Source organism: Streptomyces albicerus (assembly GCF_008905045.1).
Taxonomy (GTDB): domain Bacteria; phylum Actinomycetota; class Actinomycetes; order Streptomycetales; family Streptomycetaceae; genus Streptomyces; species Streptomyces albicerus.
The window spans coordinates 118339-134876 of sequence record NZ_VWMY01000014.1 but is presented as its reverse complement, the minus strand read 5'-3'; the positions used below and the strand labels follow the sequence as shown (position 1 = coordinate 134876).

General features: G+C 69.9%; 20 protein-coding genes. 13 read left to right on the top strand and 7 right to left on the bottom strand.

Going from position 1 to position 16538, the window contains the following annotated elements; genetic code table 11:
* Nucleotides 1–83: 83 nt before the first annotated feature.
* Complete coding sequence (locus GAS53_RS14475) at nt 84–326, bottom strand: DUF7218 family protein (RefSeq protein ID WP_151477949.1); 243 nt, start codon at nt 324–326, stop codon at nt 84–86.
* A 115-nt stretch (nt 327–441) separates the two neighbouring features.
* Between GAS53_RS14475 and GAS53_RS14470 the strand changes: the two genes are divergently transcribed.
* Both GAS53_RS14470 and GAS53_RS14465 read left to right on the top strand, forming a co-directional pair.
* On the top strand, nt 442–1407 hold the full coding sequence (locus GAS53_RS14470) for an LLM class F420-dependent oxidoreductase (RefSeq protein WP_151477948.1): 966 nt from the start codon (nt 442–444) through the stop codon (nt 1405–1407).
* Between the two features lie 63 nt (nt 1408–1470).
* Nucleotides 1471–1845: a VOC family protein gene (locus GAS53_RS14465; RefSeq protein ID WP_151477947.1), complete on the top strand. Its 375-nt coding sequence runs from the start codon at nt 1471–1473 to the stop codon at nt 1843–1845.
* 77 nt (nt 1846–1922) lie between these two features.
* On the opposite strand, the gene GAS53_RS14460 is transcribed toward GAS53_RS14465, so the two are convergent.
* Nucleotides 1923–2414: a methyltransferase family protein gene (locus GAS53_RS14460; RefSeq protein WP_151477946.1), complete on the bottom strand. Its 492-nt coding sequence runs from the start codon at nt 2412–2414 to the stop codon at nt 1923–1925.
* 191 nt (nt 2415–2605) lie between these two features.
* Here GAS53_RS14460 and GAS53_RS14455 point away from each other — a divergent pair, with 191 nt between their 5' ends.
* Nucleotides 2606–2827 carry a hypothetical protein gene (locus tag GAS53_RS14455; RefSeq protein ID WP_151477945.1) on the top strand — a complete coding sequence of 74 codons (222 nt, stop codon included), beginning with the start codon at nt 2606–2608 and terminating at the stop codon, nt 2825–2827.
* Nucleotides 2828–2987: 160 nt separating this feature from the next.
* On the opposite strand, the gene GAS53_RS14450 is transcribed toward GAS53_RS14455, so the two are convergent.
* The gene (locus GAS53_RS14450) at nt 2988–3374 is read right to left on the bottom strand and encodes a VOC family protein (RefSeq protein ID WP_151477944.1); all 387 of its coding nucleotides are present in this window, start codon (nt 3372–3374) and stop codon (nt 2988–2990) included.
* A 247-nt stretch (nt 3375–3621) separates the two neighbouring features.
* Between GAS53_RS14450 and GAS53_RS14440 the strand changes: the two genes are divergently transcribed.
* On the top strand, nt 3622–4161 hold the full coding sequence (locus GAS53_RS14440) for a GNAT family N-acetyltransferase (protein ID WP_151477943.1): 540 nt from the start codon (nt 3622–3624) through the stop codon (nt 4159–4161).
* A gap of 27 nt (nt 4162–4188) precedes the next feature.
* Here the strand turns inward: GAS53_RS14440 and GAS53_RS14435 are convergent, their stop codons facing one another.
* The gene (locus GAS53_RS14435) at nt 4189–4872 is read right to left on the bottom strand and encodes a glycerophosphodiester phosphodiesterase (protein WP_151477942.1); all 684 of its coding nucleotides are present in this window, start codon (nt 4870–4872) and stop codon (nt 4189–4191) included.
* A 376-nt stretch (nt 4873–5248) separates the two neighbouring features.
* Here GAS53_RS14435 and GAS53_RS14430 point away from each other — a divergent pair, with 376 nt between their 5' ends.
* The 4 genes from GAS53_RS14430 (at nt 5249) to GAS53_RS14415 (ending at nt 9209) form a co-directional block, all read left to right on the top strand.
* A complete protein-coding gene (locus tag GAS53_RS14430; RefSeq protein WP_151477941.1) occupies nt 5249–6646 on the top strand; it encodes a DUF6421 family protein in 1398 nt (465 codons plus the stop codon).
* A gap of 50 nt (nt 6647–6696) precedes the next feature.
* Entirely contained in the window at nt 6697–7458 is a 762-nt protein-coding gene (locus GAS53_RS14425) for an SDR family NAD(P)-dependent oxidoreductase (RefSeq protein WP_151477940.1), read from the top strand.
* On the top strand, nt 7455–8528 hold the full coding sequence (locus GAS53_RS14420; RefSeq protein ID WP_151478026.1) for a threonine aldolase family protein: 1074 nt from the start codon (nt 7455–7457) through the stop codon (nt 8526–8528). The genes GAS53_RS14425 and GAS53_RS14420 overlap by 4 nt, the downstream gene beginning before the upstream one ends.
* A gap of 87 nt (nt 8529–8615) precedes the next feature.
* A complete protein-coding gene (locus GAS53_RS14415) occupies nt 8616–9209 on the top strand; it encodes a transglutaminase domain-containing protein (RefSeq protein WP_192583113.1) in 594 nt (197 codons plus the stop codon).
* A 156-nt stretch (nt 9210–9365) separates the two neighbouring features.
* On the opposite strand, the gene GAS53_RS14410 is transcribed toward GAS53_RS14415, so the two are convergent.
* Together GAS53_RS14410 and GAS53_RS14405 are read right to left on the bottom strand one after the other, a co-directional pair.
* A complete protein-coding gene (locus tag GAS53_RS14410) occupies nt 9366–10094 on the bottom strand; it encodes a lysophospholipid acyltransferase family protein (RefSeq protein WP_151477938.1) in 729 nt (242 codons plus the stop codon).
* Nucleotides 10095–10282: 188 nt separating this feature from the next.
* Entirely contained in the window at nt 10283–10699 is a 417-nt protein-coding gene (locus tag GAS53_RS14405; protein ID WP_151477937.1) for a DUF4395 domain-containing protein, read from the bottom strand.
* A gap of 75 nt (nt 10700–10774) precedes the next feature.
* On the opposite strand from GAS53_RS14405, the gene GAS53_RS14400 reads away from it, so the two are divergent.
* From GAS53_RS14400 to GAS53_RS14385, 4 genes are all read left to right on the top strand, one after another.
* The gene (locus tag GAS53_RS14400) at nt 10775–11197 is read left to right on the top strand and encodes a TlpA family protein disulfide reductase (protein ID WP_151478025.1); all 423 of its coding nucleotides are present in this window, start codon (nt 10775–10777) and stop codon (nt 11195–11197) included.
* A gap of 212 nt (nt 11198–11409) precedes the next feature.
* Complete coding sequence (locus tag GAS53_RS14395; protein WP_151477936.1) at nt 11410–11919, top strand: flavin reductase family protein; 510 nt, start codon at nt 11410–11412, stop codon at nt 11917–11919.
* A 243-nt stretch (nt 11920–12162) separates the two neighbouring features.
* A complete protein-coding gene (locus tag GAS53_RS14390) occupies nt 12163–12948 on the top strand; it encodes an electron transfer flavoprotein subunit beta/FixA family protein (protein WP_151477935.1) in 786 nt (261 codons plus the stop codon).
* A gap of 54 nt (nt 12949–13002) precedes the next feature.
* Complete coding sequence (locus GAS53_RS14385; protein ID WP_151477934.1) at nt 13003–13965, top strand: electron transfer flavoprotein subunit alpha/FixB family protein; 963 nt, start codon at nt 13003–13005, stop codon at nt 13963–13965.
* A 91-nt stretch (nt 13966–14056) separates the two neighbouring features.
* On the opposite strand, the gene GAS53_RS14380 is transcribed toward GAS53_RS14385, so the two are convergent.
* Complete coding sequence (locus GAS53_RS14380) at nt 14057–14959, bottom strand: endonuclease/exonuclease/phosphatase family protein (RefSeq protein WP_151477933.1); 903 nt, start codon at nt 14957–14959, stop codon at nt 14057–14059.
* A gap of 233 nt (nt 14960–15192) precedes the next feature.
* Between GAS53_RS14380 and GAS53_RS14375 the strand changes: the two genes are divergently transcribed.
* Nucleotides 15193–16497 carry a DUF6986 family protein gene (locus GAS53_RS14375; protein ID WP_151477932.1) on the top strand — a complete coding sequence of 435 codons (1305 nt, stop codon included), beginning with the start codon at nt 15193–15195 and terminating at the stop codon, nt 16495–16497.
* Nucleotides 16498–16538 lie beyond the last annotated feature (41 nt).

Sequence of the window (16538 nt, the reverse complement as noted above, 5' to 3'; positions counted from 1 at the left end):
CGGAGCCGGAGCCGGAGCCGGAGTCGGCGACCGGGCCGCAGCCGATGCCGACGGCCGATGCCGACGGCCGAACGACCCCGCAGTCACCGATTCCGCAGCGCCTTGATCAGCTCGTCCTTCGACATCGACGAGCGGCCCTCGATACCGACCTGCTTGGCCTGCTCGTACAGATCCTGCTTCGACCGGTCCTCGTACGTGCCGCGCTTGCCGCCCTTGCGCGAGGCGGACGACGGGCTGTTGGCGATCCGTGCCGCCTTCTCCTTGCCCGTGCCCTCGCGGCGCAGCGAGCGGTAGGTCTTCTCGTCCTTGATCTGCGGCCTGGGCATGAGGTCCCTTCTTCCACTCGGCCCATGGAACTGGGCCCTTCGCGGGGCGGGTACTCGGGGCGCCGCCCCGCGAAGGGCACGTTTCGGGTACCCCTGACCGGCTACTGGGAACACTATGGTGCAAATCGGATACACGATGATGACCGAGCAGGCCGGCCCCCGTGACCTCGTACAGCATGTCGTGGCCGCGGAGCAGGCCGGATTCGACTTCTCCGTCACGTCCGACCATTACTTCCCCTGGCTGGAGGAGCAGGGGCACGCCCCGTACGCGTGGAGCGTCCTGGGCGCTGCGGCGCAGGCCACCTCCACGATCCCCCTCATGACCTACGTGACCTGCCCGACGACCCGCTACCATCCGGCGGTCGTCGCCCAGAAGGCCGCCACGACGCAACTGCTCGCCGAGGGCCGCTTCCGGCTCGGGCTCGGTTCCGGCGAGAACCTCAACGAGCATGTGGTGGGCGGCGGTTGGCCCGCCGCGCACATCCGGCTCGACATGCTGGAAGAGGCCGTCGAGATCATCCGCGCGCTGTTCGGCGGTGAGAACGTCAACCACCACGGCCCTCACTTCGACGTGGAGAACGCCCGGCTCTTCGACCTCCCGGACGAGCCGCCCCGGATCGGCGTCGCCGTCTCGGGCGAGCGCTCCTGCGCCCTCGCGGGCCGGTGGGCCGACCTGGTGATCGCCACCGAACCGAAGGCCGAACTGGTGGATTCCTTCGACCGGCACGGCGGCAGCGGCAAGCCCAAGGTGGGCCAACTGCCCGTCTGCTACGACCCGGACAAGGACGCGGCGGTCGGCCGGGCGCACGAGCAGTTCCGCTGGTCGCTCGGCGGCTGGCCCGTCAACGCCGAACTGCCGGGACCGGCGAACTTCGACACGGCCACCCGGCACACCCGCCCGGAGGACGTCGCGGAGATGATCCCGTGCGGCGACGACGTCGACACCTTCGTCGAGGCCGTACGCCCCTTCGCCACCGCGGGCTTCACCGAGATCGCCCTGGTCCAGGTCGGCGGCGATCACCAACTCCCCTTCCTGGACTGGGCCGAGAAGAAGCTGCTGCCCGCGCTGAAGGACCTGTGAGACCTGCGGGACCTGCGGGACCTGCTGGACCTGTGGGCGGAAAGAACGAAAGGACGGACCACCATGGCCATCGCCACCTACCGCCTCGTAGCCCTGGACTGCCAGGATCCGCCGGCCCTCGCGGAGTTCTACGCGGGCGTGCTCGGCGGAGAGATCAAGCAGTACGACGACGACTGGTACGACCTCTACGCGCCGGGCGGACACCGCATCGCCTTCCAGCGAGCCCCCGGCCACCGTCCGCCGGACTGGCCGCGCGCCGACGACAACTCCCAGCAGCTGCATCTGGACTTCACCGTGCCGGACATCGACGCGGCCGAGGCCCAGGTGCTGGCCCTCGGGGCCACCCCGCTCGATCTGGACGACACGGGCGGCAGCCGCGGCTTCCGCGTGTACGCGGATCCGGCCGGCCACCCGTTCTGCCTGTGCCGGCCTGAATGAGCGGATGACCGCCTGAGGCAGCGCGCCGGGCGGACGCGCACGGCTCGGGCCGGCACCTCAGAACTGCCGGGTCAGCCTCAGAACCGCTTGGTCATATGCGGCAGCCAGGCACGCACCGCTCTCCGGTACGCCTCGTACTGAGCGCCGTACCTGCGCGCCAGCGCGGGCTCCTCGTACCAGTGGACGAATGCGACGACGGCGACGGCCACCCCGGCCCCGTAGGCCCAGAGGACCGGGCGGCCGAGGAGCAGCGCCTGGCCGGCGATGGCGGCCAGCACGGCCAGGTACATGGGGTTGCGGACGTACCGGTAGAGCCCGCCGACGACCAGGCGCTCGGTGGGTGCGAGCGGTGCCGGGGTACCGAGGCCCTCCACGACGAAGCGGGCGAACGCGTGAAGAAGCACCGCGCCGCCGGCGGCGAGCAGGAGCACCCCCGCCCACCGCAGCGGCAGCGGGTACGGATCGTCCGTGTACCGGCCGGTGAGCCACCAGGGCACGAGACCGGCGACCGTGCCGGGCGTGAGCACGAAGAACACGGCGCTGCCGGCCGCGGCGGTCGTTCGGCGCATGGCGATCACCTCACCGGTGTGCGCGGGCCGCCGAGCGGGGCAGCCCGTCCGCCGTTCCAGAGAACCTCCTCCCGGCACGCATGCCCAGGACCTGTCCGGTCGTTCACGGTCTCGACTGCCTCGGGACCCGAGTCGCCTGTCCCCAGCGGTCGGCCTGCTGACCAGCTGACGGCAGGTCTTACGATCTGCCCATGATTGACACCCCGAAGCATTGGACCGTGCGCCATTTCTCGCAGGCCAATCCCGCCGGCCCAGGCTGCGACAGTGTTCCGGACCTCTTGCGACGGCTGGCCGATGCCATTGAGGCGTTGGGCCCTGTTGAGATCCAGGACGTGGTGATCGAGTCGGAGACGACCGAGCACGGCCCCTGGCGGTCGGGGACCGTGTACTTCCATCTGCCGGAGGACGGATAAGGGCTGATCCTGACCCTCACGAGGGGAGCCGGATCACCGGTGCCGCGGCAGTGGCGGTGCCGAGGTGGACGTAGTGGCGCTTGTCGTATCGGGTGGCCTGGGCCCGGTGCTGTTTGAGCCGGTTGATCGCTCACGGCCGGTACCGCAGGGGGTGGGCCGCTCACGGCCGGTACCGCAGCGGGTGGTCCGCAGGTACCTCCACGACCACGATCTCCGTGCCGTCCGGATCCGTGAGCCACATCTCGATCAGCCCCCATGGTTCCTTCACCGGGGGCCGGAGCACCTCGACGCCCGCGGCCGCGAGCTCCTCGTATGCCGCGGTCACGTCCGCGACCTGCAGCCACAGTTTGACGGCGCGGGAGGGGGGCTGCTCGGAGCGGCCGGAGACCTCGAGGAAGCCGCCGCCGAGGAAGTAGACGGTGCCGCGCTCGGGGCCCGTGCCGAACTCGCGGTAGACGGGAAGGCCCAGCTTCTCGCCGTAGAAGGCGCGGGAGCGCTCGGGATCGGTGGGGCGGAGCAAGGTCCGGCTGCTCAGTACATGCACCATGCACCCCGAGCCTAGGGCCTGTCTGACAATTCCCGTCGTCGCCCGGAGGGCGGCCGCGCGGCGTCAGGTGCGTGCTCTCGGCGTGCCGGGCGTAGAGCCTCGTACTGGACGTACTTGGGTCTGCGCCTGGTGCGGCGAGAGTGCGTGCATGGCGTCGCGAGGCAGACGGGAATTGTCAGACAGGCCCTAGTGCCGGGGTTACGCTCATCCGTGCCCGAGCCGCGCCCGAGATTCGGAGAACCGTTCCATGGACACCGCCGCCACCGGACTGGCCTTCCGCGACGCCACCGACGCCGATGTGGACGCCCTCGTCGCGCTGATCGAGTCGGCCTACCGGGGGGACTCCAGCCGCACAGGCTGGACCACCGAGGCGGACATCATCGAGGGCCAGCGGACCGACCCGGAGGGTGTGCGCGCGGTCATCAAGTCCCCCGACAGCCGGCTGCTGACCGTCGAGCGCGATGGCACGGTGGTCGCCTGCTGCCAACTCGAACACCGCGGCGACCACGCCTACTTCGGCATGTTCGCGGTCAGCCCCACGCTCCAGGGCGCCGGCCTCGGCAAGGTGATCATCGCCGAGGCGGAGCGCCACGCCCGCGAGACCTGGGGCGCGCAGGAGATGCACATGACCGTGATCTCCGTACGGAACGACCTCATCGCCTGGTACGAGCGGCGCGGCTACCGCCGTACGGGAAGGATGACCCCCTTCCCGTACGGCGACGAGCGGTTCGGCATCCCGCAGCGCGACGACCTGCAGTTCGAGCTGCTGGTGAAGCCGCTCGCATGACCGTGGCGCCGCGGACTCGCACAGCCGTCAGGCCGTGAAGCGGCCGGTGCGCTTGATCTCCGGATAGTCGGTGGTCGCGCCGTCCAGTTCCAGGGCGCGTACGAGACGCAGGTGGTCCTGGGTGTTCACGACCCAGCCGATGATCCGCAGGTCCGCCTTGCGCGCGTGCTCGACGATCTCCAGGGTGAGCCGCCGGATGTTGAGTACGAGACTCGTCGCGCCGACGGCGGTGGCCCGCTCGACGACATCGATGCCATAGCGGCTGGCGACCAGCGCCGTGCGCACGCCGGGCACGAGCCGCGCGATCTCGGCGATCGCCTCGTCGTGGAACGACAGGACCTCGACCCGGCCGGCCAGGTCGCGCCGGTTCATGACCTCGGCGAGCGCGCGGGCCGCGGCCACATCCTTGATCTCGGCCTGCAGCGGGGCCGTGACGGCGTCCAGGACCTCCTCGAAGACCGGGATGCGCTCACCGCGGCCCGCGTCCAGCACGCGCAGCTCGGCGAGGGTCTTCTCGACGATCGGTCCCGAACCGTCGGTCGTACGGTCCACGTCGGCGTCGTGCATGACGACGAGCGCGCCGTCCTTGCTCAGGTGCAGATCGAGTTCGATCAGGTCGAGGCCCGCCTGCTGGGCGGCGATGAAGGAACGGAGGGTGTTCTCGGGTTCGACACCCATGATTCCGCGGTGACCGATGGTGAGGAAGTTCAAGACTGACTCCGCTTCCGTCGACGGCGGCTCGGCTGCCGCGCTGCGGTCCCGTGCCCACGCGGCAAGCCCGCAGCCTAATCGCCCGGCCCGGCGTTGGACCCGCTCCGACAGTGGGGAATGAGGCCTTCCAGCCGTGCGAACGGCCGTGCCGCGGCTCTTGCGCCTCACCCCTGGGTGGGCGAGTCCCGAACGCGTTGACCTGATCTCTGCCGCTACCCAGCAGACGGCGGAAGTAATCGCCGTCACGGCATCCGACAGGAAAAAAGGCGGTGAGGGTAGGGGTGAGGCAGGACAATCTCCCGGACCTCTACTTGTGGCGGAGAACCCTGCACGCATACGGTGTCCATACGCGAGGTTCTCCCGTGGAGGATGGGTCATGACGGAAATTCTTGTGCAGGTAGGTGCGGAGGGGCAGGTTCCTCCCCGGGTCAAGGTGGTGGAGCACCCGGCCTGGCCTGTGCTGAAGAACGCCGTGGAACAGATCCGGCCATGGCAGTCCAAGGACGGGTCGATCGACTTCGACGCCGAGAACGCCCCGGATCCGGCCGACGCCGAACGCGCCGTACGCCGTGTCGTGGACGCCGTCGAGGAGCTCTCCCCGCTCCTTTCGCACGACGCCGCCTACCACCAGGCGCTCGTCAAGGACCTGCGCGGCTGGGCCGACGGCGGCTTCAAGGTGCCCGACTTCCTCGACTCGCTGCTGGCCTTCCAGCCCGCGGCACACCGCGAGGACGGGCTCCAGCACCTGGTCGTCTTCCCGATGTACACGCAGAACGGCAACCCGGACCGGAACTTCGAAGCCGTCGTGCTGCGCATGGTCTGGCCCGACTGGCTGGCCGAGCTGGAGCGCACCCGCTACGACAACCCGCTGTTCTGCGGCATCAAATTCGAGGACTTCACGGCCGGCTACGACACCAACTCGGCCGTCCTCTTCCCGGAGACCATCGCCGTGCGCGAAGCCCCCGAGCGGTTCAGCTGGGGCGGCATCTTCTGCGACCGCGAGGCCGCCCGCTTCCGCAAGGTCACCGAGGCCGCCGTCGGCACGCTCGGGCTCGAACTGCCCGACGACATCCGCGAGATGGTCGGCGACCAGGCGCGCTGCGAGCAGGCCTTCGTCCTGTGGGACATGGTCCACGACCGCACCCACAGCCACGGCGACCTGCCCTTCGACCCGTTCATGATCAAGCAGCGCCAGCCGTTCTGGATGTACGGCCTGGAGGAGCTGCGCTGCGACCTCACCGCCTTCAAGGAGGCCGTGAAGCTGGAGGCCGACGGCTTCCCGCAGGGCCGCGACGTGCAGTACGCGGTGCTGTTCGACCGGATGTTCCGCTTCCCCGTCACCGGCGACCGCGTCCGCAACTACGACGGGCTCGGCGGCCAGCTGCTCTTCGCCTATCTGCACAAGCACGACGTCGTCCGCTGGACCGACAACAAGCTGTCCATCGACTGGCAGCGCGCCCCGCAGGTCACCAACCAGCTGTGCGCCGAGATCGAGCAGCTGTACCGCGACGGCATCGACCGTCCGAAGCTGGTCCACTGGTTCGCCGCGTACGAGCTGGTGTCCCAGTACCTCGCCCCGCACCCGGGCTCCCGCTGGGCCAAGGGCCCGGACGCCCTCGATCTGACTCTGCCGCCGCGAAAGCTCGTAGACGACGTGCTTCCTGACGAGTTTCCCCTGAGCATGTTCTATGAGGCGCTCTCCAAGAAGCTGAAGAACGTGATCGCCTCCACCAAGGGCATCACCGCTGCGAGCGCCGAGCGGGTGGCTGCGTGAGCCCCCGCACCATCGATACAGCGAACGCTGCTGCTCAGGAGGCGAAGACCATGGGGAACGGGAACGGGGCACTGAGCGGCGCGGTGATCGCGGTGGCCGGCGCGGGCGGCCCCGCGGGCCGGGCGGCGCTGCTGCGGCTCGCCGAGGCGGGGGCCGTCGTCGTCGGCTCCGACAACGATCCGGAGCGACTGGCCGAGGCCGTGGACGCGGCCCGCTACGCGCACGGCGGCGCCACCGTCGTCGGCGACACGGTCGACCTGCTCGACCTGCAGTCGACCCGGGACTGGGCCACCCGCATCGAGAAGGACTTCGGACGCGTCGACGGCCTGGTCCACCTCGTCGGCGGCTGGCGCGGCAGCGAGACCTTCACCAAGACGGTCCTGGACGACTGGGACCTCCTCGAGCTGCTGCTCATCCGCACCGTGCAGCACACCTCCCTCGCCTTCCACGAGGGGCTGCAGCGCAGCGACCGGGGCAGGTACGTGCTCATCAGTGCCGCGGGCGCCAGTAAGCCCACCGCGGGCAACGCCGCCTACGCCGCCGCCAAGGCCGCGGCCGAGGCATGGACGCTGGCCATGGCGGACTTCTTCCGCAAAGCCGGGATCGCCGCGGGAGGGGACGGGCCGACGTCAGCGGCCGCCATCCTGGTCGTGAAGGCGTTGGTGCACGAGGCGATGCGCGCCGAGCGGCCCAACGCGAAGTTCGCGGGCTTCACGGACGTCAAGGAGCTGGCCGAGGCCATCACCGGCGTCTGGGAGCGGCCCGCCTCCGAAGTGAACGGAAAGCGTCTGTGGCTGACCGAGAAGCCGTGAACCCGCCGAAGACCGACGCGCGGCAGCGCCACGACCCGGAGGTCCGCGGCTTCGCCAGCGACAACTACGCGGGGGCTCACCCCGAGGTGCTCGCCGCCCTGGCCCTGGCCAACGGCGGGCACCAGATCGCGTACGGCGAGGACGACTACACCGACCACCTCCAGCAGGTGATCCGCAGCCACTTCGGCGCGAGTGCGGAGGCGTTCCCCGTCTTCAACGGAACGGGCGCCAACGTCGTGGCCCTCCAGGCGCTCACGGACCGCTGGGGCGCGGTGATCTGCGCGGAGAGCGCGCACATCAACGTCGACGAGGGCGGCGCCCCCGAGCGCATGGGCGGCCTCAAGCTGCTCACGGTGTCCACGCCCGACGGGAAGCTCACCCCCGAGCTGATCGACCGGCAGGCGTGGGGCTGGGAGGACGAGCACCGTGCGATGCCGCAGGTCGTGTCGATCACCCAGAACACCGAACTGGGCACCGTCTACACACCCGACGAGGTCCGCGCGATCTGCGAGCACGCCCACGCGCACGGCATGAAGGTGCACCTCGACGGCGCCCGGATAGCCAACGCGGCCGCCTCCCTGAACGTCCCGATGCGGACGTTCACCAACGCGGTCGGCGTGGACGTCCTGTCCTTCGGCGGCACCAAGAACGGCGCGCTGTTCGGCGAGGCCGTCGTCGTCCTCAACCAGGACGCCGTCAGCCACATGAAGCATCTGCGCAAGATGTCGATGCAACTCGCCTCCAAGATGCGCTTCGTCTCCGTGCAGTTGGAGGCGTTGCTCGCCAAGGACCTGTGGCTGCGCAACGCCCGGCACTCCAATGAGATGGCCCAGCGCCTCGCCGAGGGCGTCCGTGCGGTGCACGGCGTCGAGATCCTCCACGCGGTGCAGGCCAACGCGGTCTTCGCCCGGCTGCCCCACGACGTGAGCGAACGCCTGCAGAAGCGCTACCGCTTCTACTTCTGGGACGAGGCCGCGGGCGACGTCCGCTGGATGTGCTCCTTCGACACCACCGAGGACGACGTCGACGGGTTCGTGGCGGCGCTGAAGGAGGAGATGGCCCGCCAGTAACCCATAGCGCTCCGCATAGCGCATAGATATACGGTCACCTGAAAAGTCATTGACTCTCGGGTGATCGTATTCCTATGCTCTGCGGGCATGGAGCTGATCCAGAACACCCCCGACCTGTCCGCCTACTTGGCCGCCGACGAGGTCGTCGACCACCATCATCCGCTCGTGCGGGAGACGGTCGCGCGCCTCGCTCGGGGCGCGGACGACTCGTATGCCTATGCGCGCGCCGCGTTCGATTTCGTGCGTGACACCATCCCGCACTCGCAGGACTCCGGCGACCCGCGCGTCACCTGGCGTGCCTCCGACGTCCTGGAGCAGGGCACCGGCATCTGCTACGCCAAGGCCCACGCCCTGGCCGCCCTGCTGCGGGCCGAGGACATCCCCACCGCGTTCTGCTACCAGTCGCTCCTGCAGGACGACGGAAGCGGGCATGTCGTACACGGTCTGGTCGCCGTGCGATTCAACGGCGCCTGGCACCGGCAGGATCCCCGCGGCAACAAGCCCGGCGTGAACGCCCAGTTCTCCCTGGACGGTGAGCAGCTGGCCTTCACGCCCGACCCCGAGTCCAATGAGCTGGACTACCCGGCGCTGTACGCCGAACCACACCCGGCCGTCCTGACCGCCCTCAGGGCCGCCCCCGACCGACCGCACCTGTGGAAGACCCTCCCCGCCGCACTCTGAGGCAAGGCAGGGAAGGCGGACTCGTCAATGGGCCCGGCATGGACGGCACTTCGCCCCCTAGGGGCGCGGGGCTGTGACATCATGCGGCTCCGCCGCGTGGGCGCGACCAGCCACGACGAACCCGCAGACGACCACCCCGCGCGTCCCGCGGAGCGCCTAGCGCGCCTCGGCTGCCTTGACCTCTTCGGGGGTCGGAGCGGTGCCGCCGAGGTGCGCCGGCATCCACCAGGTGTCGTTCGGCCCCTTCGGGCGTACGGGATAGGCGCGCTGCGCGGCTTCCAGCAGCTCCTGGACGCGCTCGCGCAGCTGCCGTGTGATCGCGCCCGCGTACTTGTCGCGCGAGGCCTCGATCGCCTCGCCGACGCGGATGGTGATCGGGGTGTGGCTGCGCTTGAAGTTGCGCGGGTGGCCCTTCGTCCACAGCCGCTGCGTGCCCCACACGGCCATCGGGATCAGCGGGACGCCGGCCTCCTGGGCCATGCGCGCGGCACCCGACTTGAAGCTCTTCAGCGTGAACGACTGCGAGATGGTGGCCTCGGGGAAGACCCCGACGATCTCACCGGAACGCAGCGACTCCAGCGCGTGCGCGTACGCCGTCTCGCCCTGCGTGCGGTCCACCGGGATGTGCTTCATGTTGCGCATCAGCGGCCCGGAGACCTTGTGCCGGAACACCGACTCCTTCGCCATGAAGCGGACCAGACGCTTCTGCGGCAGGGCGGCGAGACCGTCGAAGATGAAGTCGAGATAGCTGATGTGATTGCTCACCAGCACCGCACCGCCCGAGCGCGGGATGTTCTCCGATCCCTTGCAGTCGATCTTCAGGTCCCAGGCCTTGAACAAGGTGCGGGCGAGACCGATGGCGGGACGGTAGGCAAGCTCAGCCATGGACGGGTTGGACCCTTCTCTCTGCTCTGCCTGGGAAGGGGCTCCCGGCGGGAAGTTACGCAGCCGTAGGTTTACGGCATTGCGCAGATCGTGCCCCAAGAACGGACGAGTGACCAGTCCTGGTGCCCGGCAAGGGCGAGATCCTCGTCACGTCACCCCTTGATCCACCTCGGAGTTTTAAGCCGTCTTTACTTCGCGCGTACCGCCATCCGCCGAACCAGCAGGTACATCTCGCACCCGAGGCAGTACCCGAACGCCGAGTTGAGAAACGCCGCCGCGAGCGCCGCCCCGGTCGCCGCGAGCCCCAGCCACTCCGGGCCCACCGCGTAACCGACCAGGCCCAACAGCGCGAACGCCAGCCCGACCGCCTGCGCGAACCGCGGCGGCTCGGGCGCCTCGAACTCCGTCGGCGGCCCGATCCGGGGACGCACGGCCTTGCGGAACAGCCAGCCGTACGGCGAGCGCCCCACGCCCCCCGCCGCCCCCAGCGCGAACGCCAGCGTCTGCCAGGCCAGCAGCCATGCGCTGCCGGTGATCAGCACGACCGCCAGTACGACGGTCGTCACGGCCGCTCCGAAACGCGGCCCTCTCGCATCGATGTCCATGAAGCAAGCATTCCGCATGCGGAACGTTCCATGGTCACGGGAATCTTTGCAGTCGCGTGAATGCTGAAGCCGAAGATGACCGGACTTGTGGTGTGCGTGGTGGTGCTCGTGGCGGCGAGCGCCTATGGACTGCTGCAGCGGCGGCGGAGCGGGAGAGTCAGAGTGCGCGGGCGGGACGGCGGAAAGCGGCTGGGCGCGGCCGAGTTGGGCGAGGACCTCGGCGAACGGGCCACGCTCGTGCAGTTCTCCAGCGCCTTCTGCGCACCCTGCAGGGCGACCCGTAGGATCCTGAGCGAGGTCGCCGAGCTGGTCCCGGGCGTGACCCATGTCGAGATCGACGCCGAGGATCACCTGGGTCTCGTACGCGAACTCGACATCCTCAAGACGCCGACCGTGCTCGTCCTCGACGCCGACGGACGCGTCGTGCGGCGCGCCACCGGGCAGCCGCGCAAGGCCGACGTGATCGCCGCGCTCGGCGAGGCGGTCGCAACCCCCTGACTGCGAGGCCGGAGGCCGCCGATGACGCATCTCCCATATGCCGGTACGCGCTTGACTGCGCGCACCACCTATCGTCAGCCTGGCGGTGTGCCCCCGGAACTCCTTCTCTTCGAGCGCGTCCATGTAGATCTGGCCCGCTGCGCGAGCGCGCGCTGTCCCGGCTGTTGAGCAGCCCAGGACCCGCACGCCGCCTCTCGCCGAAGGACAACTCCGTGACGGCCACGCCCGATCTCAGCACCCCTCGACTCGCCTCCCCCGACCTGCTCCGCTCGGTCTTCCGCCGGCACGCGGCCGGAGTCGCCGTGATCACCGCCCAGGATGTCGAAGGCCCGGTGGGCTTCACCGCCACCTCGCTCACCTCGGTCTCCGCCGAGCCCCCGCTGGTCTCCTTCGGCATCGGCACCGGCGCCTCAAGCTGGCCGGCGATCGCCGAGACCGACCACGTCGGCGTCCACATACTCGGGGAGCACCAGCAGGAGCTGGCCGCCACCTTCGCCCGCAGCGGTGCCGACCGCTTCGGCGCGCCCACGCGTTGGCGGGAGGGCCCCGAAGGCGTCCCCGTGCTCGAGGACGTCCTCGCCTGGCTCGTCTGCCGGGTCGTCGCCCGCGTGCCCGCCGGGGACCACCGGGTCGTGCTGGCCGAGGTGGTCCTCGGAGACCCCGCCGGTGCCGGCCGTCCACTCCTGTACCACCAGGGGCGCTTCAACCGGCTGCGGGAATGATCCTTCGGTCCGTACGGCCCACCTCGCCTGCGGGAGCGTCGAGTTCCGATTACGCTGCGTTGCAAAGGTCACAGTTCAAAGCGCTTGCTTAGAGGGAACGACCTGCGGGAGCGTAGATGTGCGTACTGGCGAGTAATATCTCGCTCGGAGCGCGGGTCGCCCCCACCGGGAACGGCCGCTTCAGGCGCCTATGCTGCCCGTAAGCAGGCAGCCCAGAAAAGACGATGCAGTAGGAGAGCCGGCGTGAGCTTGAGGATCGTTGTCACTGTGAAGTACGTGCCCGACGCCACTGGCGACCGGCACTTCGCCGATGACCTGACCGTCGACCGTGACGACGTGGACGGCCTGCTGTCGGAGCTCGACGAGTACGCGGTCGAGCAGGCCCTGCAGATCGCCGACGAGGCGGACGACGCGGAGATCACCGTGCTGACCGTCGGCCCCGAGGATGCCAAGGACGCGCTGCGCAAGGCCCTGTCCATGGGCGCCGACAAGGCCATCCACGTCGAGGACGACGACCTGCACGGTACCGACGCCATCGGTACGTCGCTGGTGCTGGCCAAAGCCATCGAGAAGGCCGGCTACGACCTGGTGATCTCCGGCATGGCGTCCACCGACGGCACCATGGGTGTGGTCCCCGCCCTGCTCGCGGAGCGCTTGGGCGTCCCGCAGGTCACGCTGCTGTCCGAGGTCTCCGTCGAGGACGGCGTCGTCAAGGGCCGCCGCGACGGCGACTCCGCCTCCGAGCAGCTGGAGGCCTCGCTGCCGGCGGTCGTGTCGGTCACCGACCAGTCGGGCGAGGCCCGTTACCCGTCCTTCAAGGGCATCATGGCCGCCAAGAAGAAGCCGGTTCAGTCCTGGGACCTGGAGGACCTGGAGATCGAGGCGGACGAGGTCGGTCTCGAGGGTGCCTGGACCAAGGTCGACTCCGCGACCGAGCGCCCGGCGCGCACCGCCGGCACGATCGTCAAGGACGAGGGCGAGGGCGGCAAGCAGCTCGCTGAGTTCCTCGCGGGCCAGAAGTTCATCTAGGCCCACCCCCCTTTACCGCCCCTCAGACTTCGCAATCCGCAGGAGAGCAATCCCATGGCTGAAGTTCTCGTCTACGTCGATCACGTGGACGGTGCCGTCCGCAAGCCCACCCTGGAGCTGCTGACGCTGGCCCGCCGCATCGGCGAGCCCGTCGCCGTCGCCCTCGGCTCCGGCGCCGAGAACACCGCCGCCGCGCTCGCCGAGCACGGCGCGGCCCGGGTCCTCACGCACGAGGCCGCCGAGTACGCCGACTACCTGGTCGTGCCGAAGGTCGACGCGCTGCAGGCCGCGTACGAGGCCGTCTCCCCGGCCGCCGTCCTTGTCCCCTCCTCCGCGGAGGGCAAGGAGATCGCCGCCCGCCTCGCGGTCCGGATCGGCTCGGGCATCATCACCGACGCCGTCGACCTGGAGGCCGGCGACGAGGGTCCGGTGGCCACGCAGTCCGCGTTCGCCGCCTCCTTCACCACCAAGTCCCGTATCTCCAAGGGCACCCCGGTCATCACGGTCAAGCCCAACAGCGCGGCCGTGGAGGCCGCCCCGGCCGCCGGTACGGTCGAGGCGCTGTCCGTCACGTTCTCGGACAAGGCGACCGGCACCAAGGTCACCGGCCGCACCCCGCGCGAGTCGACCGGCCGCCCGGAGCTGACCGAGGCCGCGATCGTGGTCTCCGGCGGCCGCGGCGTCAACGGCGCCGAGAACTTCTCGATCATCGAGGCGCTCGCCGACTCCCTCGGCGCGGCCGTCGGCGCCTCGCGTGCCGCGGTGGACGCCGGCTGGTACCCGCACACCAACCAGGTCGGCCAGACCGGCAAGTCCGTCTCCCCGCAGCTGTACATCGCCTCCGGCATCTCCGGCGCGATCCAGCACCGGGCCGGCATGCAGACCTCGAAGACGATCGTCGCGATCAACAAGGACGCCGAGGCCCCGATCTTCGACCTCGTCGACTACGGCGTGGTCGGCGACCTCTTCGAGGTCGTCCCGCAGCTCACCGAGGAGATCAAGACCCGCAAGGGCTGAGCGACTTCGCAGGCACCTCGTTCGCAGGTACCTCGTGGGTATCTCGCAGGCACGAGGCCCCGGTGACCGTGACGGTCACCGGGGCCTCGCCTCATGCCAGGGTCAGCGACGCCTGGACGGGCAGATGGTCGCTCGGGAACTGTCCGTCAAGGGAGAAGGTGTTGATCGACGCCCGGTGCGCGGTCACGCCGGGCGTGGCGAGGATCCAGTCGATGCGGTCGCCGTCCGGGGTCAGGGGCCGGTAGCCGTGGAACGTCGCGTACAGCTTGCTCCGCTCGGCCGCCGTGTCCCAGGTGTCGACGAGTCCGGCGCCCAGCATCGTGTCGTAGACCGGGTTCTTGTGGGCGGCGACGTTGAAGTCGCCGGTCGCCACGAGCGGCAGGGAACGGTCGAGGCCGGCGATCCGTTGGGCGATCAGGGTCGCGGCACGCGCGCGTGCGTTCTGGCTCGCGTTGTCCAGGTGGGTGTTGAGGAAGTAGAACTGCCGCTCCGCGTCGCCCAGATCACGGAAGCGCACCCAGGTCACCATGCGTATGGAGCCGCCGCCCCAGGTGTTCGAGCCGATCACGTTCGGGGTGTCGGAGAGCCAGAAGTGGTCGTACTCGACCGGGGCGAGTCTGCGGGTGTCGTAGAAGACCGTCATGAACTCTTCGCGGCTGCCGCCCGCACGGCCCGTGCCGATCCAGTCGTAGTGCCGTCCGAGGTCGGTCTTGATGTCGCGGACCTGCTGGTAGAGGCCTTCCTGGGTGCCGATGACGTGGAGCCGCTCCTGGCGCAGCAGTTCGCGCATCACGGGACGGCGGGCGGCCCAGCTGTTGGGTTCGGCGGTGCTCGCGAAGCGCAGATTGAAGGACATGACCTCCAGATGGCCGCGGCGGTCCGCCGCCGAGGCGGGCGACCTGGAGAGTGCTGTACTGGACACGGGAAGGGCGACCGCGGCGGCGAGTGCGGTCTTCAGTCCCAGACGGCGCGTGACTCGACTGCGATGGGGCACGGGATGCTCCTTCTGAGGCGGATGCCGGACGAGTCGTGCGCATCGCAGTGTCGAATCTGGGCGTGAACATGTCGAGATCTCCGGGTGGATCCCGGAGGAAGTCGTGGGGGTGACGGGGAACGTATCCCGAGGTGGTGCGCGGAGGGAAGGGGTGTTGACCGGCGGGAAGATCCGCGGATAACTTCGCTATACGGATTGTTGATTCCGTGAAGCGGAAAACAGGAGGGCATGGAATGGGTCAGGGCCAGCAGGAGAAGGTGGCGACAAGCCTCGCGGGCGCCGTCAGCGAGGAGATCAGCGCCTCCCTCGCCCCGGTCGACGCCGAACTCGAGCGCCGCTACCCCGGAGACCCCGGCACCCGCCAGCCCGTCCACACCGTGTACGTCCCCGGTGACGTCTTCGCCGCCGACACCCTCCGCTCCTGGGGCGACCAGGCCCTCGCCGCCCTCGACGAGCACGCGCCCGACGCCGCCTCCTTCGCCGCCGTGCTCGGCCTCCCGGACGACCTCGCCGAGCCCGTGTACGACCGCGTACGCGCCAAGCTGGAGCGCGAGCCCATCGAGGACCTGCGCGTCGACTTCGAGGACGGCTACGGGCCGCGCTCCGACGCCGAGGAGGACGCGGCGGCCGCCCGCGCGGCACGGCTGATCTCGGAGGCGTACAAGAGCGGCACGGCGGCCCCGTACATGGGCATCCGGATGAAGTGCATGGAGGCGCCGGTCCGCGACCGGGGCATCCGCACGCTCGACATTTTCCTCAGCGGGCTGATGGAGGCCGGCGGGCTGCCCGACGGGCTGGTGCTGACGCTGCCGAAGGTGACGTATCCGGAGCAGGTCACCGCGATGGTGCGGCTGCTCGAGGAGTTCGAGAAGGCACGCGGTCTCGAGCAGGGCCGGATCGGGTTCGAGATCCAGATCGAGACCAGCCAGTCCATCCTCGCCACGGACGGCACCGCGACCGTCGCCCGCATGATCCAGGCCGCCGAGGGCCGCGCCACCGGCCTGCACTACGGGACCTTCGACTACAGCGCCTGCCTGGGCGTCTCCGCCGCCTACCAGGCCAGCGACCACCCGGCCGCCGACCACGCCAAGGCGATCATGCAGGTCGCGGCCGCGGGCACGGGAGTACGCGTCTCGGACGGCTCCACCAACGTCCTGCCGGTCGGCCCGACACCGAAGGTCCACGACGCCTGGCGGCTGCACTACGGCCTCACCCGCCGCGCCCTCGCCCGTGCCTACTACCAGGGCTGGGACATGCACCCGGGCCACATCCCGACGCGGTACGCGGCCGTGTTCGCGTTCTACCGCGAGGGCTTCACGCAGGCCGCGGCCCGCCTGGCCGCCTACGCCAACCGCGCGGGCGGCGACGTGATGGACGAACCCGCCACCGCCAAGGCCCTCAGCGGCTACCTGCTGCGCGGCCTGGACTGCGGCGCCCTCGACATCGCGGAGGTCTCACGGGCGTCGGGCCTGACGCGCGCGGACCTGGAGGACTTCGCGACACCGAGGCGGGCCGACCTGACGAACTCGGCCAGGTAGAGCGCGCCCCTTAAGGGGCGCGGGGAACTGCGCGATCAGCC

Bases quoted from the DNA above. Each gene is read 5' to 3' on its own strand.
- GAS53_RS14410 (WP_151477938.1), bottom strand. From the start codon at position 10,094: ATGGCTGAGCTTGCCTACCGTCCCGCCATCGGTCTCGCCCGCACCTTG.
- GAS53_RS14415 (WP_192583113.1), top strand. From the start codon at position 8,616: ATGGAGCTGATCCAGAACACCCCCGACCTGTCCGCCTACTTGGCCGCC.
- GAS53_RS14450 (WP_151477944.1), bottom strand. From the start codon at position 3,374: ATGGTGCATGTACTGAGCAGCCGGACCTTGCTCCGCCCCACCGATCCC.
- GAS53_RS14400 (WP_151478025.1), top strand. From the start codon at position 10,775: ATGACCGGACTTGTGGTGTGCGTGGTGGTGCTCGTGGCGGCGAGCGCC.
- GAS53_RS14455 (WP_151477945.1), top strand. From the start codon at position 2,606: ATGATTGACACCCCGAAGCATTGGACCGTGCGCCATTTCTCGCAGGCC.
- GAS53_RS14405 (WP_151477937.1), bottom strand. From the start codon at position 10,699: ATGGACATCGATGCGAGAGGGCCGCGTTTCGGAGCGGCCGTGACGACC.
- GAS53_RS14470 (WP_151477948.1), top strand. From the start codon at position 442: ATGGTGCAAATCGGATACACGATGATGACCGAGCAGGCCGGCCCCCGT.
- GAS53_RS14465 (WP_151477947.1), top strand. From the start codon at position 1,471: ATGGCCATCGCCACCTACCGCCTCGTAGCCCTGGACTGCCAGGATCCG.
- GAS53_RS14425 (WP_151477940.1), top strand. From the start codon at position 6,697: ATGGGGAACGGGAACGGGGCACTGAGCGGCGCGGTGATCGCGGTGGCC.
- GAS53_RS14375 (WP_151477932.1), top strand. From the start codon at position 15,193: ATGGGTCAGGGCCAGCAGGAGAAGGTGGCGACAAGCCTCGCGGGCGCC.
- GAS53_RS14385 (WP_151477934.1), top strand. From the start codon at position 13,003: ATGGCTGAAGTTCTCGTCTACGTCGATCACGTGGACGGTGCCGTCCGC.
- GAS53_RS14460 (WP_151477946.1), bottom strand. From the start codon at position 2,414: ATGCGCCGAACGACCGCCGCGGCCGGCAGCGCCGTGTTCTTCGTGCTC.
- GAS53_RS14440 (WP_151477943.1), top strand. From the start codon at position 3,622: ATGGACACCGCCGCCACCGGACTGGCCTTCCGCGACGCCACCGACGCC.
- GAS53_RS14475 (WP_151477949.1), bottom strand. From the start codon at position 326: ATGCCCAGGCCGCAGATCAAGGACGAGAAGACCTACCGCTCGCTGCGC.
- GAS53_RS14430 (WP_151477941.1), top strand. From the start codon at position 5,249: ATGACGGAAATTCTTGTGCAGGTAGGTGCGGAGGGGCAGGTTCCTCCC.